Genomic DNA, 19472 nt, shown 5'->3' on the forward strand with positions numbered 1-19472 from the left:
GGTCCTGATCGCGGCTACGGCGCTTCCAGCGCCGCCAGTTCGTCCTCGTCGAAACCGGCCTGCAGCCGCGCCTGCAGGTTGAACGGCCCGCGCAGGTAGCCGCTGGCGTATTCGCGCAGCAATTCGCGGAATCGCTGTAGCGGCTCGATGCCGCGCTGCGCGCAGTACCAGCGGAACCAGCGCGAACCGGCAGCCACGTGCGCGACTTCCTCACGCAGGATGATCTCCAGAATGCCGGCGGTGGCCTCGTCACCCAACTCGCGCAACCTGACGATCATGCCCGGGGTCACGTCCAGCCCACGCGCCTCCAGCACCCGCGGCACCAGCGCCATCCGCGCCAGGCCGTCGTGCGCGGTCTTTTCGCACATCTCCCACAGGCCGTTGTGGGCGTCGAAATCGCCGTAGTCGTAACCCAGTTCGCGCAGGCGGTCGCGCAGCAGGACGAAATGCCGCGACTCGTCATGGGCCACGCCGATCCAGTCCGCGTAGAACTCCGCCGGCAGCCCGCGGAAGCGGTACACCGCGTCCCAGCCGAGGTCGATGGCATTCAGTTCGATGTGGGCGATGGCATGGATGAAGGCCCCCCGGCCCTCGACGCTGCCAAAGCCGCGGCGCGGCAGCTCGCGCGGATGCACCAGCCGTGGCTTCGCCGGCCGCCCCGGCATCCGGATCGGTTGCGGCGGCGGGGCATCGGACGGGATCTCCAACTCGCCGCGCGCGAACGCGGCCGCGCGGCGTTGCGTCAGCGCGACCTTGTCGGCCGGGTCGGCGGCGGCCAGGCACTCGGCCGCGGCGGCGAACAGCGAAGTCATGATCCGTTCCCGTTCGTCATTCCCGTGAAGGCGGGAATCGCTTGTGCATCCGCGATCGCCACCTGCGTCATCACAGCGGAACGCAAGGCGGGATCCCGGCTTTCACCGGGATGACGACAACAGGGAAACACGGCATCGACGCCACGCCCGCGGAGTCGCAGCGGGATCAGGACATCGCCCGCCGCTTGCGCTTGGCCTCGTCCGAACGCATCTGCTGGATGCGCTCGAAATAACCCGGGTCGATGCCGGTGACGTAGTTGCCGTCGAAGCAGGACGAGTCGAACGTCTTCAGGTCCAGGTTGCCTTCGCGCACGGCCATCTCCAGGTCTTCCAGGTCCTGGTAAATCAGCCAGTCGCAACCGAGCAGCTTCTCGATCTCCTCGATGCTGCGGCCGTTGGCGACCAACTCGTCGGCCGCCGGCATGTCGATGCCATAGATGTTGGGGTGGCGGACCGGCGGCGCAGCACTGGCCAGATAGACCTTGCGCGCACCGGCGTCACGCGCCATCTGCACGATCTGCTGGCTGGTGGTGCCGCGGACGATGGAGTCGTCCACCAGCAGCACCACCCGGTTGCGGAATTCCAGATGGATCGGGTTGAGCTTGCGGCGCACCGACTTCACCCGTTCGCCCTGTCCCGGCATGATGAAGGTGCGGCCGACGTAGCGGTTCTTGACGAAGCCCTCGCGGTATTTCACGCCCAGCACGTTGGAGATTTCCAGTGCCGCGTCGCGCGAAGTGTCGGGGATCGGGATCACCGTGTCGATGTCGTGGTCCGGGCGCAGGCGCAGGATCTTCTCGCCCAGCTTGATGCCCATGCGCATGCGCGCCTTGTGCACCGACACGTTGTCGAGCATCGAGTCCGGGCGCGCGAAGTACACGTATTCGAAGATGCACGGCGTGTGCTCCTGCGGCGCCGCGCACTGCTCGGCGAACAGGTCACCGCGCGCGGTGATCACCAGCGCCTCGCCGGGCTGCACATCGCGCACGCGCTGGAAGCCGAGGATGTCCAGCGCGGTGGATTCGGACGCCACCGCGTATTCGGTGTTGCCATCGGCGTGTTCGCGCTTGCCCAGCACCAGCGGACGGATCCCGTGCGGGTCGCGGAACGCCACCAGCCCCAGCCCCAGCACCACGCTGACCACCGCATAGCCGCCCTTGCAGCGGCGGTGCACGCCGGCCACCGCGCGCATCACTGCCTCCGGGGTCAGCATGCGCTGCGCGTCCAGTTCGTAGGCGAACACGTTCAGTAGCACTTCGCTGTCCGAGTCGGTGTTGATGTTGCGGCGATCGGCCTCGAACACCTGCTGGCGCAGCGCCTCGGTGTTGATCAGGTTGCCGTTATGGGCCAGGGCAATGCCGTAGGGCGAATTGACGTAGAACGGCTGCGCCTCGTCCATGCCTTCGGAGCCGGCGGTCGGATAGCGGCAATGGCCGATGCCGACCCGGCCCTCCAGCACGCTCATCGTCTTGGCGTCGAACACGTCGCGCGCCAGCCCGTTGCCCTTGTGCACCCGCAGCCGGGTGCCGTCGGCGGTGGCGATACCGGCCGCGTCCTGTCCTCGATGCTGCAGCACGGTCAGGCCGTCGTACAGCAGGCCTGCGACATTCTGGTTGCCGACGATGCCGACGATGCCGCACATGGGCGTTCTCCAATGCGATGGCGCTTCACTCGTCGGAAGCGGTTCGGGGCTGGGAATCTTGCGGGACGCCTTCGTCCAGCGGCACTGGCAACCTGTCTTGGCCGCCATTATCGCCGTTCGGCGCCGCATTGCCAAAATCGACCTGCTGCGCCGCCCAGTCCGGCAGCCAGCCGCGCAGCCATTCGGCCCCCGGCAGCAAGGTCCGCACCACCGCCGATTGCCGCCACGAAGGCTCCTGCGGCATGCCGGTGAAGCCCAGCAGCAGCAGCAGGCAGCAGGCGATGAAGCCGCCGCGCAGCAGGCCCAGGCCGAGCCCCAGCACCCGGTCCAGCCCGGACAGGCCGATCGACTTGACCAGCTTGCGCACGATCCAGCCGACCAGACCCACGCACAGCATCACCACGACAAAGCTCAGCGCGTAGCCGCCCAGCAGTTCGGAGGCGTTCGGGGTGCCGTCGTCGGCCAGCCACCAGGCGACTTCGGCGCCGAAGCCGAACGCGGCCCAGCCGGCCAGCAGCCAGGCAGCGATCGAGGCCAGTACGCCGATGAAGCCGCGCATCAGGCCGAACAGCGCCGAGAGTCCGATGATCGCCAGCAGGCTGAGGTCGGTGATGCCCATCGGCCGCGGGACTACGGGTGCGACCGCACCATGCCGGCGATGCCGGTCTTGGCCGCGATCTGCGCCTTCAGCTTCTCCGCTTCGTCACGACTGGCGACCGGGCCGACGCGCACGCGCTGCAGGGTGCCCTTGTCGGTGCGCACCGGTTCGACGAAGGCGCTGAAGCCGGCACCGCGCACGCGGTCGCGCAGGGCATTGGCGTCGCTGGCGCTGGCGAAGGCGCCCAGTTGCACGGCAAAACCGACCGTGGCCGTCGATCTGGCAGGTTCCGGTGCCGGCTTCGGCGGCGCAGCGGTGGCCGGAGCCGCAGCAGCCGGCTTGGGCGGCTCGGATTTGACGGCCGGGGCCTCGGTCGCGGCGACCGCGACCTGCGGCGAGGCCGGCGGCGATTCGGGCTCGGCATCCAGCGCAATGACCTGGGCGTTGACGTCGCTGCGCACCTTGACCGCCTGCAGGCGCACCACCTCGGCTTCGGCACGGTCGGCATAGGGTCCGATCCGGACCCGGTACACGGTCTTGCCGTTCAGCGTATCGGCAACCCGAAAGCCCGGCAGTTGCGATTGCTTCAACCGCGCCACCACCGCGTCGGCGTCGGACGTGGTGGCGTAGGCGCCGAAACTGACCGCATAGTCGCCGGCGGCCGTGGCCGCCGGCAGCATCGGCGCCTGCGCGCCGGGCGTCGCGACCGCGTCAGTGGCCGGCGTCGCCGTCACCGTGGCCGGTGCGCTCGGGTCCAGCCCCACCGCGCCGCCCTGCGGTAGTTCGCCGACCGGTCCCAGCGGGATTTCCACGAAATCGTCGGCCGGCGCATCCGGCACCCGCATCGACACGTCGGAAACGCCGCTGTCCGGCGCCGGCCCCTTGATCAGCATCGGCAGGAAGATCACGGCCAGCGCGATCAGGACGACGGCGCCGATCAGGCGTTGCTTCAGGGATGAGTCCATTGAAACCGGGGGATGCGGCGAAAGGCCATCGGATTATACGGCCCGCTTCGCCACGCTCGCCGTCACTGGCCTGAATGCAGGAACGTCAGCGCCTCGGCCGCGGTATGGAAGGATCCCAGCACCAGGAGGCGGTCGCCGGCAGACGCCGCCCGCAAGGCCGCCTGCACGGCCTGCGCCACCGTCGCATGGGGTTCGCCGTTGCCGGCCGCCGTACCGGCCAACTGCGCCGCCAGCGCCTGCACGTCCTGTCCGCGTCCGTCCTGCCCCTCCAGTCCGGCCAGGAACCAGCGGGCGATCCTGCCTTCAAGCGCCGCGACCACGCCGGCCACGTCCTTGTCGGCCAAGGCGGCCAACACCGCCAGGTTGGTGGCTACTGGCGGCTGCAAATCCAGCCATTGCGCCAGCGCGGCGGCGGCCTGCGGGTTGTGACCGACATCGACGACCACCTCGACCCCATCGCGACGGAAGCGCTGCAGGCGCGCCGGTACCCGTGCCGCAGCCACGCCTTCGGCGAAGGCGGAAAGCGGGATATCGGCATCCAGCGCACGCAACGCCGCAATCGCGGTGGCCGCGTTAGCGCGCTGCACCGGCGCTTCCAGCGCCAGGTTCGGCAACGTCATTTCGAAACCGATCTCGCGCCAGCGCCAGTGACCGGCATCGACCGCCTCGTGGAAGAAATCGCTGCCGGCGCGGATCGCGCTGGCGCCGATCGCATAGGCATGCCGCAACACGCTGGACGGCGGGTCGTCTTCGCCCAGCACCAGCGGCTTCCAGGCGCGGGCGATGCCGGACTTCTCGCGTCCGATCGTCTCGCGGTCCGCGCCCAGCCAGCCGACGTGGTCGATATCGACGGTGACGATCACCGCCGCGTCCGGATCGACCAGGTTGACCGCATCCAGACGTCCGCCCAGCCCCACTTCCAGCACCGCCAGATCCAGCGCCGACTGTTCGAACAGCCACAGCGCCGCCAATGTGCCGAATTCGAAATAGGTCAGCGGCGTATCGCCACGCGCGGCGTCCACCGCCTCGAAGGCGCGGACCAGCGCATCGTCGTCCGCGTCGCTGCCGTCGATGCGTACCCGCTCGTTGTAGCGCAGCAGGTGCGGCGAGGTATAGGCACCGACCTTCCAGCCTGCCGCGCGCGCGATGGCCTCGACGAAGGCCACGGTAGAGCCCTTGCCGTTGGTGCCGCCGATGGTGACGACATGCTTCGCGGGCTTGCCGAGGCCAAGCCGCGTGGCGACTTCGCGCACGCGCTCCAGCCCCATCTCGATGGCGCGGGGATGCTGGCGCTCGATATGGTCGAGCCAGTCCTGCAGATTCCGGCTCATGCAGCGTGCGTTCCGCTCAGAGCGCCCGGTGCTTGGCCTCGCCGAAGAACGGCGTGTGGTGGGCGCAATCGTTCAGCCGCACCACTTCCAGCGCTTCGACCGACGGGCCTTCCAGCAGGTTCAGCGTGGTCGGGGCCTGACGGAAACTCCACAGGCGGGCGATCGGCAGACCGAGAATGCGGCACAGGATGACCCGGTTGACCGCATCGTGCGCGACCAGCAGCAGGGTGTCGTCGTCGCCCAGGTCCTCGCAGGCGCGCGCCAGTCCGCGCCAGGAACGGTCCAGCACCTGCCGCAGCGATTCGCCGCCGGGCATCATCACCGTCTCCGGCTCCTCGCGCCAGGCGCGCAGGCGGGCCGGATCCTTGTCGTTGATCTCGCTGGCCAGCAACCCTTCCCACTCGCCATGGGCGATTTCCTGCAGATCGATGTCCTGGGTCAGCATCTCCGCGCGCGCCGATCCAAGCGCCAGTTGCGCGGTGCGCGTGGCGCGCGACAGCGGCGACGCCACCGCGCGGGTGATCCCGACCTCGGCCAGGCGCGTGCCCAGCGCCTGCGCCTGGGCCTCGCCCACGGGGGAAAGCGGGATGTCGATCTGGCCCTGGTAGCGGCCTTCGGCGTTCCACGGCGTTTCGCCGTGACGGGCAAGCAGGATGCGCATGCGTGGATTCCGGTAGGGGTACGACCGCCACCGTCCGGAGCGCCGAAACGGAAGCGGGAGCGGATGATACCCGCTCCCGCCTGTTCCCGACCCGGAACCTGCCGCGTCGAACCAGCTCAGTCGTCCAGACCGGCTTCCTTCAGCAACTGCGGCGCGGGTGCAACTTCCTGCATGATCCAGCGCAGGTAGCGCCCGTCGACGGCGATCATGCGGGTCATCGCCGAATCGAACACCCAGTTGCTGCTGACCGATTCCCAGTTGCCGTCAAAGGCCAGTCCGACCAGCCTGCCGTGCGCATCCAGCACCGGCGAACCGGAGTTGCCGCCGGTGATGTCCAGATCGGACAGGAAATCCACCGGCACGCTGCCCAGGCGCTCGTCCTCCAGCCCGCCATAGCGCTTGGCCGCGACCGCCTCCAGCAAGGCCTTCGGCGAATCGAACGGATCCTCGCCGGTCTCCTTGGCGGCCACGCCTTGCAGCGTGGTGAACGGGGTGTATTCGACGCCGTCCTTCGGCGAATAGCCCTTCACGTTGCCGAAGGTGATCCGCAGCGAACCGTTGGCGTCCGGATACACGTACTCGCCCTGGCTCTTCTTGTAGTCGGCCAGCGCTTGCAGGTAGACCGGGCGGTACTTGAGCTGTTCGCCGGTCTCGGCCTTGTCGTGCTTCTCGATCTCCAGCAAGGCCGGCATCACCGCCACGGCGTAGCGGATCGCCGGATCGTCGCTGCCTTCGAACGCGGCGCGGTCGGCCTGCAGCCACTTCAGGCGCTCGTCGGTACCGCCGAGCCCGGTGGCGGCAAGCCTCTCGACCGCAGCCTGCACCGCCGCCGCATCGTCCTTGCCCAGCCAGGCGTCGATCGCCTCGATGCGCTGGCCGGCCGGCAACTTGACGTACTGGTCCAGCCAGTAGCGCTGCAACTGCGCGTCCATCGCCGGCACGTAACGCCGCTCCATCTGTTTCATCGAGCCCTCGATACCGGGGATGTCGCGCTCCTGATAGCCGGATTCGCGCTCGGCGTCGGGCTTGGCGCGCTCGATCGACAGGCGGTACAGGCTCACCGCCGCGCCGAGCACTCCGGTGCGATTGAGCTGGCGCAGCACCAGGTCGCGCTGCTGGGTGGCCTTGCCCTGTTCGACCAGGCCGACCAGGGCATCGTGCGCCTGCAAGGCCGGCTTGCCGGCGACGCCCTGCCGCTTCAGCCAGTCCAGCACCGCGGTTTCCTCGGCGCGCTTCTGCCCTTCGGCATCAATGCGCGCGAACCCTTCCAGCTGCCCGCGATAGTTCTTGCTGGTGTTGTTCCAGCCGGCCATGGTGCTGGCGTACTTCACCCGGATGTCGGGATCCTGCTTGCCGGCGGCCTCGACCAGCGCGATCAGGTTTTCGTAATGTGCGGCGACCGTCGGATAGGCCCATTGCGCGGTGTTCTCGAACTCGGAGACCAGCGCATAGCGGTTGGTGCGGCCGGGGTAGCCGGCCACCATCACGAAGTCGCCCGCGCCCAGCGGCTGATCGGCGAATTTCAGCCAGTGCTTCGGCTTGTACGGCACGTTGTCCTTCGAATACGGCGCCGGCTTGCCGTCCTTGCCGACGTAGACGCGCAGGAACGAGAAATCGCCGGTGTGCCGCGGCCACATCCAGTTGTCGATGTCGCCGCCGAACTTGCCGACGCTGCCCGGCGGCGCGTAAACCAGACGCACGTCCTTGATTTCCAGGTTGCGGAACAGCCGGTAGGTGTTGCCGCCGGAAAAGCTGTACAGACGGCAGCGGTAACCGGCTTCGGCTTCGCAATCGGCAATCCGCTGCTTCTGGAACGATTCCAGCGCCTGCGTGCGGGCCAGCGCATCCTCGCCAGCCGCGGCAATCGCGGCCTTGGCATCGACGGTCACGTCGGTGATCCGGTCGAGCACGTACACGCGCCCATTCGGGCCGGCGCTGAGCTCATCGCCCGGCTTGGGCGCATTGAAACCATCGACGATCAGGTTGCGCTGCGCGGTCGAGTTCAGCTGGATGGCGCCGTAGGCGCAGTGGTGGTTGGTGACCACCAGGCCGTCCGGCGAAACGAAGCTCGCCGTGCAGAAGCCCAGCGACACCACTGCTCCCATCGGTTCGCCGGACAGGTCGGCCAGCTGTTCCGGCGACAGTTTCAGGCCGGCCTGCTCCAGCGGGCCGGCGATTTCCGGCAACTGCTGCGGAACCCACATGCCCTCTCCGGCCAGGACCGAGGGCGCAACGGACAGGGAAAACGGAACGGCCATCGCCGCGACCAATCGCACAAAACGCATGGAAACCCCTTGATGGACAATACGTTACGTTACATTGTAACAAGCACGACACGCACGTGCCCGTGCCATTGGGCCTACTCCCCTCTCACGGGGAGGGTTGGAAACGCTGGCGCTTATAATTCGCGCCTTCCCGAATACCGCAGGCCACGCCGATGGCGCAAACGATGAAAGCTCTGGTCAAGCGCGAAGCCGCCAAGGGCATCTGGATGGAGGAGGTGCCAGTACCGGTGCCGGGCGCCAACGAGGTGCTGATCAAGCTGGAGAAGACCGCGATCTGCGGTACCGACCTGCACATCTACCTGTGGGACGAATGGAGCCAGCGCACGATCCGCCCAGGCTTGGTGATCGGCCACGAGTTCGTCGGCCGCATCGTCGAACTCGGGCCCGGCGTCGGCGGCTACCGCATCGGCCAGCGCGTGTCGGCGGAAGGCCACATCGTCTGCGGGCATTGCCGCAACTGCCGTGCCGGCCGCCAGCACCTGTGCCCCAACACCATCGGCATCGGCGTCAACCGCGACGGTGCGTTCGCCGAGTACCTGGTGATGCCGGCCAGCAACCTGTGGCCGATCCCGGACCAGATCCCGTCCGAACTGGCGGCCTTCTTCGACCCGTTCGGCAACGCCGCGCACTGCGCACTGGAATTCGACGTGATCGGCGAGGACGTGCTGATCACCGGCGCCGGCCCGATCGGCGTGATCGCCGCGGGCATCTGCAAGCACATCGGCGCCCGCAACGTGGTGGTCACTGACGTCAACGACTACCGACTGAAGCTGGCCGCCGACATGGGTGCCACCCGGGTGGTCAACGTAGCCGACACCTCGCTGAAGGACGTGATGGCTGACCTGCATATGGAAGGCTTCGACGTCGGCCTGGAGATGAGCGGCAACCCGCGCGCCTTCAACGACATGCTCGACTGCATGTACCACGGCGGCAAGATCGCCCTGCTCGGCCTGCTGCCGAAAGGCGCCGGCGTGGACTGGGACCGGATCATCTTCAAGGGCCTGACCGTGCAAGGCATCTATGGCCGCAAGATGTACGAGACCTGGTACAAGATGACCCAGCTGGTGCTGTCCGGATTCCCGCTGGGCAAGGTGCTGACCCATCAGTTGCACATCGACGATTTCCAGAAGGGTTTCGATCTGATGGAAAGCGGCCGCGCCGGCAAGGTCGTGCTGAGCTGGAACTGAAACCAATCCTGCAATGAAGAAAGGCGCCAACATGGCGCCCTTCTCAATTTGCCCGATCTAGAGTGCTTACGGGCCCGAAACGGAAATGGCGAACACGATTCGGCTGTCGGCCATCGGGTCATCGTCGACATCGGTGTCGTAGTAGGTCAAGCTCAACGAAGCAGGTCCGACATCCTTGCTCAGGCCCAGCGACCAATCGGTGTAGTCTTCACCGAAATCGTCGTCAAACATGCTGCGACCGGCACTGGCAGACAGGCCGAAGTCACCCGGCAGGCTCCACTCGCCGCCCACCGCTGCGTATATGGCATCGGTCTTGCTGTTCACGAAATTGTCCGTATACGCAAGAGTCAGGCTGTAATTCTCGTAGAAGGTACCCGTGGCGATCAGTTCACCGAAGTCGCCGGTAATCTCGTCTCCCGGATAGCTGTAGTAGTTGTACATGATGTCGAAATTGACATTTTCATTGATGTCGGTGTTGTAGCCGACGTAGTAGTCGTTCTCCCAGTCGCCGGCGCCGCCGAAATTGACGTTGGAGGCCCAAGCGCCGACATAGATTCCGACCGGCGTGGTATAGGACAGCCCCGCCTGGATGGCCGGATCCTCTCCGGTCTGGCTGTAACCACGCCAGACGTAATCGCTGGTCAGCGCCAGATCCCAAGCCCAAGGCGAAGATTCTTCTTCGGCATCCTGTGCAAACGAGATCATCGGCATTGCGGCCAATACGGCGGCGAGGGCGAAACTGAGCTTGGCGTGCTTCATCCGGCTTTCCTCCTGGTGGGGGGTGTCTGACTGGGCTTGCGTCAACCGGCGGCTTCGTCTGTTTGTAGCAAAACGATAACCGCAAGTTCACGATTTTTTAACCCAACCGATATTGCGGTGCAATATCGCGGGACGTCAAGTGCTGACGGAAACTTTTTTCATGGCTTGTTGCCAATGCTTCACGTGTAATGGCCAAAACCGCACTGCACTTCCAGGAAATCCATATTTCCAGACACTTCTGGTTGCAATGGAAACCAATGCTGCGGACTCTCAATAGGCCATTTGTGCCCGCACAAACACCGCCCGCTCGTCCGCGCGATCGCCATTCGCCGCGGCGCCTTCGAAACGGGTTTCCAGATAATTGAGAACCAGCTTGAAATTGCCGGTGAGGTACCAGTTCACCCCCACCAGCCGGGTGCTGGCTTCGCCCGCAGCGACGGCCGGGTCCGCGTACAGCGGGAAGGCGTCGTCATCGACATCCAGCACGCCGTAGCGGCCGACCAGTTCGAACGCACCCCAGTTGCCCGTGCCCGGCTTCACCGGCCATGCCGGCTTCACGCCCTTGTAGCTGGCGGCCTCGCCGGTCAGCACGTAGCTGGCGGTCGCTTCCCAGGCGCGGTTGTCCAGCGTCGCGCGCGCATCGCTGTTGCCAACCCGCTGCCTGGAAACCACGTATTCGGCCATCAGTCCGAACCGGTCGCGGTAGTAATACCCCTGCGGGGAAATGCGGGTGCGTCGGCCCGCGGCGGCAACGTCGGCGCGGTACGAGAAGAACTGCTTCTGCCCCGCGCTGCGATAGCGTGGCAGGTAGTCGTTGCCTGCGCCCACGGTATCGCCGGTGCTGGCGCCGATGCCGAAGCCGAGACCGGACCATGCATTCTCCTGCCCGCGAAACGGCTCCAGGAACAGGCGGCCCGCCCATTCGTAACGATCATCCGGATTCGACGCCACCACGTCGCGGCCATCCACGCTGCCGTAGAACACGCCGAATGCGTAACTCGCCTGTTGCCATCGCAGGCGGCCCTGAAGTTGCAGGCCGATGTCACGGTTCGGCGCCAGTTCGCTGGCCGTCGAGCGTTCCATCATCGGCAGCGAAGACGAGGACTGCAGCCGTTCCAGCCCGACCGGAGAGGTGAACTTGCCGATCCGCAGCGCATGCCCACCGCCGAGCCGGAGGTCCGCATAAGCGTCCACGATGTTGGTACCGCTGCCCGCAAGTTCCGGCGTCAGACGGAAGTCCACTCGACCGGCCAGCGTCCCTTCGATGATCGGCCGCGCAGTACGCCAGAGGAAAGTATCGTCGGCACCCGAATAGAAGCGGCCATCGCCCTGCAGCAAGCCGCGCAATCGGATCTCGTACTCTCCATCGGTGGATCGCCATGCCAGCCCGCCGCCATCGACCTTGAACGCCGATGCCTGCGGGACCGGTTCTGCATCCTGCGCCGCCACAGCCGACGCTTGCGGACTGGCCCACAGCGGCAGCGCGACCAATCCGGCCGCCAACCACAGCGCCATTGCCGCCCATCCGGTTTGCCTGCGCAACATCCCCATTCCCCTTCCCGCCTCGATCCGGCACCGCAGGGTCCATCCGCGAGCGTGCATCTGGTTAAGATGGCACTTTTCCACGATCCGGCGCCATGTCCAACTCCCTGACCGACCGCTATACCGACGAACTGGTCGCACTTCGCGAACAGGGCCTGTTCAAGTCCGAGCGCATCATCGCCAGCCCCCAATCCGCCGAAATCGTGCTGGCGGACGGTCGCAAGGTACTGAACTTCTGCGCCAACAACTACCTGGGCCTGGCCGATCATCCCGACATCATCGCCGCGGCCAAGGCGGCGCTGGATACCCACGGCTTCGGCATGGCCTCGGTGCGCTTCATCTGCGGCACCCAGGACCTGCACAAGCAGCTGGAACGGACCATCGCCGATTTCTTCGGTACCGAGGACACCATCCTGTACGCCGCCTGCTTCGACGCCAACGGCGGCCTGTACGAACCGTTGCTCGACGAGAACGACGCCATCATCTCCGACGCGCTCAACCATGCCTCGATCATCGACGGCGTGCGTCTGTGCAAGGCCAGGCGCTACCGCTACGCCAATTGCGACATGGCCGATCTGGAAGCGCAGTTGCAGGCGGCCGATGCCGCCGGCGCACGGACCAAGCTGATCTCCACCGACGGCGTGTTCTCGATGGACGGCTTCATCGCCCCGCTGGACCAGATCGTCGCGCTGGCCGAAAAGTACAACGCGCTGGTGCACATCGACGAATGCCACGCCACCGGCTTCCTCGGCCAGGGCGGCCGCGGCTCGGCCGAGGTCAAGGGCGTGCTGGAGCGGATCGACATCTTCACCGGCACCCTGGGCAAGGCGATGGGCGGTGCCTTGGGCGGCTTCACCACCGCGCGCAAGGAGGTCGTCGAACTGCTGCGCCAGCGCTCGCGGCCCTACCTGTTCTCCAATTCGCTGCCGCCGCACGTGGTGGCCGCCGGAATCAAGGCCTTCGACATGCTCGATGCGGCCGCCGACCTGCGCGAACGGCTGGCGGACAACACCCGCCATTTCCGCGAACGCATGGCCGCCGCCGGTTTCGACCTGAAGCCCGGCTCGCATCCGATCTGCCCGGTGATGCTGTACGACGCACCGCTGGCTCAGCGTTTCGCCCAGCGCCTGCTGGAAGAAGGCATCTACGCGATCGGCTTCTTCTTCCCGGTCGTGCCCAAGGGGCAGGCGCGCATCCGCACCCAGATGAGCGCCGCGCACACCCGCGAACACCTGGATTTCGCCATCGATGCGTTCACCCGCATTGGCCACGAACTCGGCGTGCTGAAGCGCTGATCGCAGCGACGGAACAGGATCACCTCATGTGGATGGCTTGGCCAGCGCCGAGACTTCCTCGGCCGACAGCCATCGCCACTGCCCCTTGCTAAGCGTGCCCAGAGGCAGGTCGCCGATCGCGACCCGAACCAGCCGCAACACGGCCACGTCGAAGGCCGCCAGCAGGCGCCGGATCTGCCGGTTGCGGCCTTCGTCCAGCACAATCTCCAGCCAGGCATTACGCTCGCCGACACGCAACAACGTGGCTCGACGCGCGGACAGTCGCTCGCCATCGATCTGCACACCTTCTTCCAGCGCGTGTAACAAATCGCTGTCCGCCAGACGATCGATCTGCACGTGGTAGGTCTTGTCCGGCCCGTGGGCCGGATCGGTGATCCGTGCCGCCCACCGCGGATCATTGGAGAACAGCAGCAGGCCTTCGCTGGCCTTGTCCAGCCGACCGACCGGTGCGATCCAAGGCAGCCCGGCACCTTCAAAGCAAGCATAGACGGTGTCGCGGCCACGCTCGTCGCGCGAGGTGGTCACCAGCCCGCGCGGCTTGTTCAGCATCAGGTACAGGGACTGCGCTGAATCCACCGGCACGCCATCGATCGACAGTCGCGCCGTGTCCCGCATGATCGGAAACTCGGGATCGAACACGATCCTGCCATCGACGGCCACGCGACCGGCACGTACCCGACGCTCGGCTTCGCTGCGTGAACAGATGCCCCGCTTGGACAGTACGCGGGCAAGGCCGTGGCGAGGCGCCATTCCCTCGTCATTGCACACGCTGTTCCGGCGCGCTGGCCGGACCGGTCGCTTGCCGGTCATGCGCTGCCGAAAGGACGACAGAAACCCTGCCGCGGGCTCCTCAGTCCTTCTTGGCCGATTCGGCCGGCGCCGTCTCGGCGACAGGCGTCGCGGCAGGCGCGCCCTTGGCGACGCGTACGCCACGCGCCTTCATCCAGGCATCGAACTCTTCGGCAGTCATGCGCTTGCCGTTCTGGCTCATGTCGAAGCGCCACGGCGTATTGTCGTACTGGGTCTTGGGCTGGTATCCAGCCGCCGCACCGACTGCCGCGGACGCAGGCGTCGCCATGGCGAGCTTCTCGCAGCCTTCCAGCCGCAGCCGATACAGCACCCGGTCCACCGACTGTGCTTCGTCGAATGCCTGCGCCAACACTCCACTGGGGGTGCCAAGTTGGCTGGTACGCGCGAAGAGTTCCGAGGACACCGGCGATATCACCGTCGGCCGCGCTCCGTCCGCCGCGGAAGGGACGGCAGCCCCGGTCGCGCAATTCCCGACCTGCTGGGCATGCAGCAGAGGAGTCGCTCCGAAGGCGAGCAAACCAACCAGTAGCAGGCGACGCATGTGAGAACTCCATCGGAATCATTCGGCGAGCCGAGTGTATGGAGCCATACCGTCACTGGCAAGCGGCGCGAACCGCTTCACACTTTCGTACACGCATAGTCCAAAAAAGCAAAACCCGGCACAAAGCCGGGTTTTGCGATTCCACTGAAGGACGTCCGATCAGTTCTGGACGTTCAGCTCGGTGCGACGGTTGCGCGCACGGCCTTCCTTGGTGGAGTTGCTGTCGATCGGACGGCTCTCGCCGAAGCCGGTCGGGCCCACCAGACGCGAAGCGTCGATGCCGTTGTCGGTCAGGTACTTGTAGACCACATCGGCGCGGCGCTGCGACAGACCCTGGTTGTAGGCTTCGGTACCGATCGAGTCGGTGTGACCGGCCACTTCCACCCGCAGGTCGGGGTAACGCTTCAGGATTTCCACAGCTTCGCCCAGGATGGCGACCGCATCCGGACGCAGCGTCGACTTGTCGAAATCGAAGTTGACGCCCTTCAGGTCGATCGACAGCGGAACCGGGCAACCGTCCGGACCGATGGCCTGACCGGCCTGCGAACCCGGGCACTTGTCGTCGCAGTTGTTGACGCCGTCGCCGTCGTCATCCAGATCGGCGCAGCTCGGAGCCACCACCGGGGCCACCACGGCCGGAGCAGCCGCGGCCAGCGGACCCAGCGGGATGATCACACCGACCGACGCCAGAATGTCGCCGAAATAGCTCTCTTCCATTCGATGCGGATAGCCCGAGTTGTCGGTGCCGCCACCAGCCGCATAGCTCTGGTCGTCGAAATCGGCGCGATAAGCGATTTCCGCACGGATGGCCGCACGCTTGTCGAAGGTACCCTGAATACCGGCACCGAACTTGGCGGCCAAGTTGCCTTCCTCACGTTGCGCCGGAGAGTTCGGGCTAGAAATTACGTACTCTTCCTCGGAGCGCTGATAACCGATGCCGGCCAGCAGGTACGGGTTCCACGCACGGCCTTCCGAGATGAAATGGCGGCGCAGGTCTAGCGAAACGCCATACTGACTCCAGTTCAAATCATTGTTATGCGCGAAAGTCGGCTTCTGATAGTTGACCTCGCCATCAACCGACCAGTTCGGGCTGATGAACTTGCCCAGACCCAGAGTGCCAAATGCAGCATCTTCGGTACGGCGGTCCGAATCCTGCATGTTGTAGCCAACCGATCCGGTCAGGTACCAGCGGTCGTCGAAATCCTGGGCCGCGGCAGCCTGCGCTACGCCCAGTCCGGCCAGCAATGCGGCGCAGAGAAGCTTCTTGTTCATTTGCACTCCTTTCAAAGAAATCGGGTGTTAAAAGTGGTTCAAACAGTACTGGCTTGGGGTGGTTCCAGTCCTTCTCAACCGAATCGCCGAACGACCATGTCCGCACGCCATACCGGCGGAATTATGAGGGCCCGGGCGGAGACTGCATTAACGGTACCATAACATGTGCCAGCCGGCCCTGCCCGTCAACTGCGAGGATTATATTGGGTTTTATGAATACGTGGGTGAATTCCATGAGAAAGTCGCTGGACGAACGCGGCTCCGGGGACCAGCTCCAGCGAGGCAATGACTGACGGGTGAAACGATGCGGGCGCCCATCGACTGCACCTCGGCTCCCGGTCCGGCAGGGAGCCGGGGACGATCACGACGCCTGGCAGCGACCGGCTTGCGGACAGCCACGGATGGCGGCAAGGTGAGCGATCCATACGCCTGCGTACTCTGACATGACCGTCTCCCTGGCTGACGCCCCAGTCGACTACCCCCACCTGTTCGCGCCGCTCGACCTGGGCTTCACCACCCTGCGCAACCGGGTCCTGATGGGGTCGATGCACACCGGGCTGGAAGACCGCGCCCGCGACTTCCCGCGGCTGGCGGCCTATTTCGCCGAACGTGCCGAAGGCGGGGTCGGCCTGATCGTCACCGGCGGCTTCGCGCCCAACCTGGTCGGCTGGCTGAAACCGTTCGGCAGCAAGCTGTCCTGGCCGTGGGAAGTCCCGCCGCACCGGCAACTGACCCGGGCCGCGCACGAACACGGCGCGAAGATCTGCCTGCAACTGCTGCATGCCGGCCGCTACGCCTACCATCCACTATCGGTGGCGCCCTCGCGGATCAAGGCACCGATCAACCCGTTCACTCCGCGCGCGCTGTCGGCCCGCGGCGTCGAACGGCAGATCTCCTCCTATGCCCATGCCGCACGCCGTGCCCGCGAGGCCGGTTACGACGGCGTCGAGGTCATGGGCTCGGAAGGCTATCTGATCAACCAGTTCACCGCCGCGCGCAGCAACCGGCGTGACGACGCCTGGGGCGGCAGCGCGGAAAAGCGCATGCGCTTCGCGGTCGAAATCGTGCGCCGGGTCCGCGAAGCCTGCGGCCCCGACTTCATCATCATCTACCGGCTGTCGCTGCTGGACCTGGTCGAAGACGGCAACCAGTGGGACGAGATCCTCGCCCAAGCGCGGGCCGTCGAGGCCGCCGGGGCGACGATCCTCAATTCCGGCATCGGCTGGCACGAGGCGCGCATCCCGACCATCGTCACCTCGGTGCCGCGTGCAGCCTTCGCCGGCGCCACCGCCAAGCTGCGGCCGCAGGTCGGCATCCCGGTGGTGGCCAGCAACCGCATCAACATGCCCGAGGTGGCCGAAGGCATCCTCGCCGCCGGCCAGGCCGACCTGGTTTCGCTGGCGCGGCCGCTGCTGGCCGACCCGCAATGGGCGGAGAAAGCCCGCAACGGCCGGGCGCATGCAATCAATACCTGCATCGCCTGCAACCAGGCCTGCCTGGACCACGTATTCGAGAACAAGACCGCCAGTTGCCTGGTCAATCCGCGCGCCTGCGCCGAGACCGAACTGAACTACGCGCCGACCGCCACGCCGAAGCACATCGCCGTGGTCGGCGCCGGGCCGGCGGGCCTGGCCTGCGCCAGCGTCGCCGCCGAACGCGGCCATCGCGTCACCCTGTTCGATGCCGGCGCCGAGATCGGCGGCCAGTTCAATCTGGCCAAGCGCATCCCCGGCAAGGAAGAATTCCACGAGACCCTGCGCTACTTCCGCCACCGACTGGAAGAAACCGGAGTGGAGCAGAAGCTGTCCACGCCGGTGGATGCCGGCGACCTCGACGGCTTCGACGAAATCGTGCTGGCGACCGGCATCGTGCCGCGCAAGGTCGATTTCCCCGGTTCCGGTCATCCGAAAGTGGTCGGTTATCTGGACGTGCTAAGCGGCAAGGTCGAGGTAGGCGCCCGTGCGGCCATCATCGGCGCCGGCGGCATCGGCTTCGACGTGGCCGAATTCCTGACCGTGGAAGGGCCGTCGCCGTCGCTGGACCCCGCGCGCTGGATGGCCGAATGGGGTGTGGACCCGAGCTTCGAGGCCCGCGCCAGCCTGCTGCCGCCGCAGCCGGAACCGCCGGCGCGGCAGGTCTGGCTGCTGCAGCGCAGCCCCGGCAAGCCCGGTGCCCGGCTGGGCAAGACCAGCGGCTGGGTCCATCGGGCCACGCTGAAGGCCAAGCAGGTGCGGATGCTGGGCGGGGTGGAATATCTGGGCGTGGACGATGCCGGCCTGCGCATCCGCGTGGACGGTGCCGAGCAGGTGCTCCCGGTCGACCACGTGGTCGTCTGCGCCGGCCAGGAGCCACGCCGCGACCTGCACACCGCCTTGCAGGCGGCTGGCAGAAGCGTCCACCTGATCGGCGGGGCCGACATCGCCGCCGAACTGGACGCCAAGCGCGCCATCGCCCAGGGCAGCCGGCTGGCGGCACAGCTGTGAAACATCCGCCGGGAATTCAGCGACTTGCGTGAAACAAGTCATCCGAAACTCCATTCCGGATCAATCATTTACGCCTAAAGTCAAGCTTCCGGGTTCAGCCCCGGTTAGGAATCCGGGCCGTACCTTGCGCGCACTTTCCGGCCCGCCCCCATCACGATTGGGCAGGCCGCTCCGGCCAACCCACGACTCGGCCGGTACCGGGCAGCCCGCAAGTACGGCTGCCTCCCCATAACGCCACGCCAGGTTCCACACGGTGCTGTCAGCGATCTGGACAGGACCGGAACCGGGTGCAGACGGAGCAAGGAGTTCACATGAAACTGGCCTGGATCCTTTGGCTGTCCTCGAACGTGCTGCCGCAACCGGCGGCCGATTCGCTGTGCCTGAGCACCACGGTCTATCTGGAGGCCCGCGACCAGAGCCTGCGCGGCCAGCAGGCGGTGGCCGAGGTCGCCCTGCGTCGCCGCGACAGCGGCCTGTGGGGGGACTCGGTCTGCGAGGTGGTCACCGCCCGCAAGCAGTTCGCCCCCAGCATCGTCTCGCCCAATACCCGGCTGCAAAACCCGAAAGCATGGTCGGCTTCGGTCAAGGTGGCCTTGGACGCCGAGAACAACTGGTCCCTGCCTCCGGGCCAGCGCAAGGAAATCGTACCCGGCGCCAGCCACTTCCTGGCCCATCGCATCGCCTCGCCGAGCTGGCGCAACGCCTATCAGGTGGCGACCATCGGCGACCACACCTTCCTGCGGGTACAAAGGCTCAAGCCCCGCTCCAGTTGATGTCTTCTCGCCCTTGGTCCGTGCGGATCAGTCCTCGCGGCGCCAGTAGCGCGACATCTCCAGATAGGTGAACGAGGCCGACCAGGTCACCAGCAGGAACCCGGTCAGCGACTCCATGCCCACCACCAGGCGGATCGCCCCGACCGGCGCCATGTCGCCCAGTCCCAGCGTGGTGTAGGTGGTAGCCGAGAAATAGATGGCATCGAACACCGTGCGCATGCCCTGCTCGCCGAGCACGAAGCCGGTATCGGCCACCTGCAGCAACCCCCAGTACGACAGGCCGTAGCACCAGATCTCGGCAATGTGCAGCGCCAGCAGGGCGAAGATGATCCGCAGCATGACTCGCCGGCGCCGCCGCGTGCGCTTGCCGGAATAGCGCTGCGCCAGCTTCTTCAATCCTTCGTAATGGATCACCACCACCAGCGCGGTGACCACGCTGACCACCCCGGTGACCAGGAGATGCTCGGCCCATTGTCCGGGCGGGATAAGCCAGGAAAGATCCATGCCCTGCTTCCG

The 19472-nt window shown here is 66.3% G+C and carries 17 protein-coding genes; 4 read left to right on the top strand and 13 right to left on the bottom strand.

Annotation, left to right across the window (positions count from 1 at the left end):
- Window positions 1–14: 14 nt before the first annotated feature.
- The 7 genes from CSC70_RS11525 to CSC70_RS11555 form a co-directional block, all read right to left on the bottom strand.
- Window positions 15–812 carry a ferritin-like domain-containing protein gene (locus CSC70_RS11525; RefSeq protein ID WP_162456769.1) on the bottom strand — a complete coding sequence of 266 codons (798 nt, stop codon included), beginning with the start codon at window positions 810–812 and terminating at the stop codon, window positions 15–17.
- Between the two features lie 166 nt (window positions 813–978).
- Complete coding sequence (gene purF / locus CSC70_RS11530) at window positions 979–2454, bottom strand: amidophosphoribosyltransferase (protein ID WP_162456770.1); 1476 nt, start codon at window positions 2452–2454, stop codon at window positions 979–981.
- A gap of 25 nt (window positions 2455–2479) precedes the next feature.
- Complete coding sequence (locus tag CSC70_RS11535) at window positions 2480–3073, bottom strand: CvpA family protein (RefSeq protein WP_162456771.1); 594 nt, start codon at window positions 3071–3073, stop codon at window positions 2480–2482.
- An 11-nt stretch (window positions 3074–3084) separates the two neighbouring features.
- On the bottom strand, window positions 3085–4017 hold the full coding sequence (locus CSC70_RS11540; RefSeq protein ID WP_162456772.1) for an SPOR domain-containing protein: 933 nt from the start codon (window positions 4015–4017) through the stop codon (window positions 3085–3087).
- Between the two features lie 62 nt (window positions 4018–4079).
- The gene (gene folC, locus CSC70_RS11545; protein ID WP_162456773.1) at window positions 4080–5348 is read right to left on the bottom strand and encodes a bifunctional tetrahydrofolate synthase/dihydrofolate synthase; all 1269 of its coding nucleotides are present in this window, start codon (window positions 5346–5348) and stop codon (window positions 4080–4082) included.
- Between the two features lie 16 nt (window positions 5349–5364).
- Complete coding sequence (locus CSC70_RS11550; protein WP_162456774.1) at window positions 5365–6009, bottom strand: histidine phosphatase family protein; 645 nt, start codon at window positions 6007–6009, stop codon at window positions 5365–5367.
- A gap of 116 nt (window positions 6010–6125) precedes the next feature.
- The gene (locus CSC70_RS11555) at window positions 6126–8213 is read right to left on the bottom strand and encodes a S46 family peptidase (RefSeq protein WP_162456775.1); all 2088 of its coding nucleotides are present in this window, start codon (window positions 8211–8213) and stop codon (window positions 6126–6128) included.
- A 233-nt stretch (window positions 8214–8446) separates the two neighbouring features.
- Between CSC70_RS11555 and tdh the strand changes: the two genes are divergently transcribed.
- The gene (gene tdh, locus CSC70_RS11560) at window positions 8447–9481 is read left to right on the top strand and encodes an L-threonine 3-dehydrogenase (protein ID WP_162456776.1); all 1035 of its coding nucleotides are present in this window, start codon (window positions 8447–8449) and stop codon (window positions 9479–9481) included.
- A gap of 66 nt (window positions 9482–9547) precedes the next feature.
- On the opposite strand, the gene CSC70_RS11565 is transcribed toward tdh, so the two are convergent.
- A complete protein-coding gene (locus tag CSC70_RS11565; protein WP_162456777.1) occupies window positions 9548–10240 on the bottom strand; it encodes a TorF family putative porin in 693 nt (230 codons plus the stop codon).
- 270 nt (window positions 10241–10510) lie between these two features.
- The gene (locus tag CSC70_RS11570; protein WP_162456778.1) at window positions 10511–11755 is read right to left on the bottom strand and encodes an OprO/OprP family phosphate-selective porin; all 1245 of its coding nucleotides are present in this window, start codon (window positions 11753–11755) and stop codon (window positions 10511–10513) included.
- 122 nt (window positions 11756–11877) lie between these two features.
- On the opposite strand from CSC70_RS11570, the gene kbl reads away from it, so the two are divergent.
- Window positions 11878–13077, top strand: coding sequence for a glycine C-acetyltransferase (kbl, locus tag CSC70_RS11575; RefSeq protein WP_162456779.1), 1200 nt, complete (start codon window positions 11878–11880; stop codon window positions 13075–13077).
- Window positions 13078–13101: 24 nt separating this feature from the next.
- On the opposite strand, the gene CSC70_RS11580 is transcribed toward kbl, so the two are convergent.
- The 3 genes from CSC70_RS11580 to CSC70_RS11590 all read right to left on the bottom strand — a co-directional run bounded on the left by CSC70_RS11580 (window position 13102) and on the right by CSC70_RS11590 (window position 15700).
- Window positions 13102–13887 carry a pseudouridine synthase gene (locus CSC70_RS11580; RefSeq protein WP_162456780.1) on the bottom strand — a complete coding sequence of 262 codons (786 nt, stop codon included), beginning with the start codon at window positions 13885–13887 and terminating at the stop codon, window positions 13102–13104.
- A gap of 40 nt (window positions 13888–13927) precedes the next feature.
- Entirely contained in the window at window positions 13928–14428 is a 501-nt protein-coding gene (locus CSC70_RS11585; RefSeq protein WP_246189413.1) for a hypothetical protein, read from the bottom strand.
- Window positions 14429–14587: 159 nt separating this feature from the next.
- Window positions 14588–15700 (bottom strand): OmpA family protein, encoded by a 1113-nt coding sequence (locus CSC70_RS11590; protein ID WP_162456781.1) that lies wholly within the window; start codon window positions 15698–15700, stop codon window positions 14588–14590.
- 443 nt (window positions 15701–16143) lie between these two features.
- Here CSC70_RS11590 and CSC70_RS11595 point away from each other — a divergent pair, with 443 nt between their 5' ends.
- Both CSC70_RS11595 and CSC70_RS11600 read left to right on the top strand, forming a co-directional pair.
- Window positions 16144–18183: an NADPH-dependent 2,4-dienoyl-CoA reductase gene (locus CSC70_RS11595; protein ID WP_162456782.1), complete on the top strand. Its 2040-nt coding sequence runs from the start codon at window positions 16144–16146 to the stop codon at window positions 18181–18183.
- A 311-nt stretch (window positions 18184–18494) separates the two neighbouring features.
- Window positions 18495–18956 (top strand): cell wall hydrolase, encoded by a 462-nt coding sequence (locus CSC70_RS11600; RefSeq protein WP_162456783.1) that lies wholly within the window; start codon window positions 18495–18497, stop codon window positions 18954–18956.
- Between the two features lie 27 nt (window positions 18957–18983).
- Here the strand turns inward: CSC70_RS11600 and CSC70_RS11605 are convergent, their stop codons facing one another.
- A complete protein-coding gene (locus CSC70_RS11605; protein ID WP_162456784.1) occupies window positions 18984–19460 on the bottom strand; it encodes a potassium channel family protein in 477 nt (158 codons plus the stop codon).
- Between the last annotated feature and the right edge of the window lie 12 nt (window positions 19461–19472).

This window comes from Pseudoxanthomonas kalamensis DSM 18571, from assembly GCF_010211745.1.
Taxonomy (GTDB): domain Bacteria; phylum Pseudomonadota; class Gammaproteobacteria; order Xanthomonadales; family Xanthomonadaceae; genus Pseudoxanthomonas_A; species Pseudoxanthomonas_A kalamensis.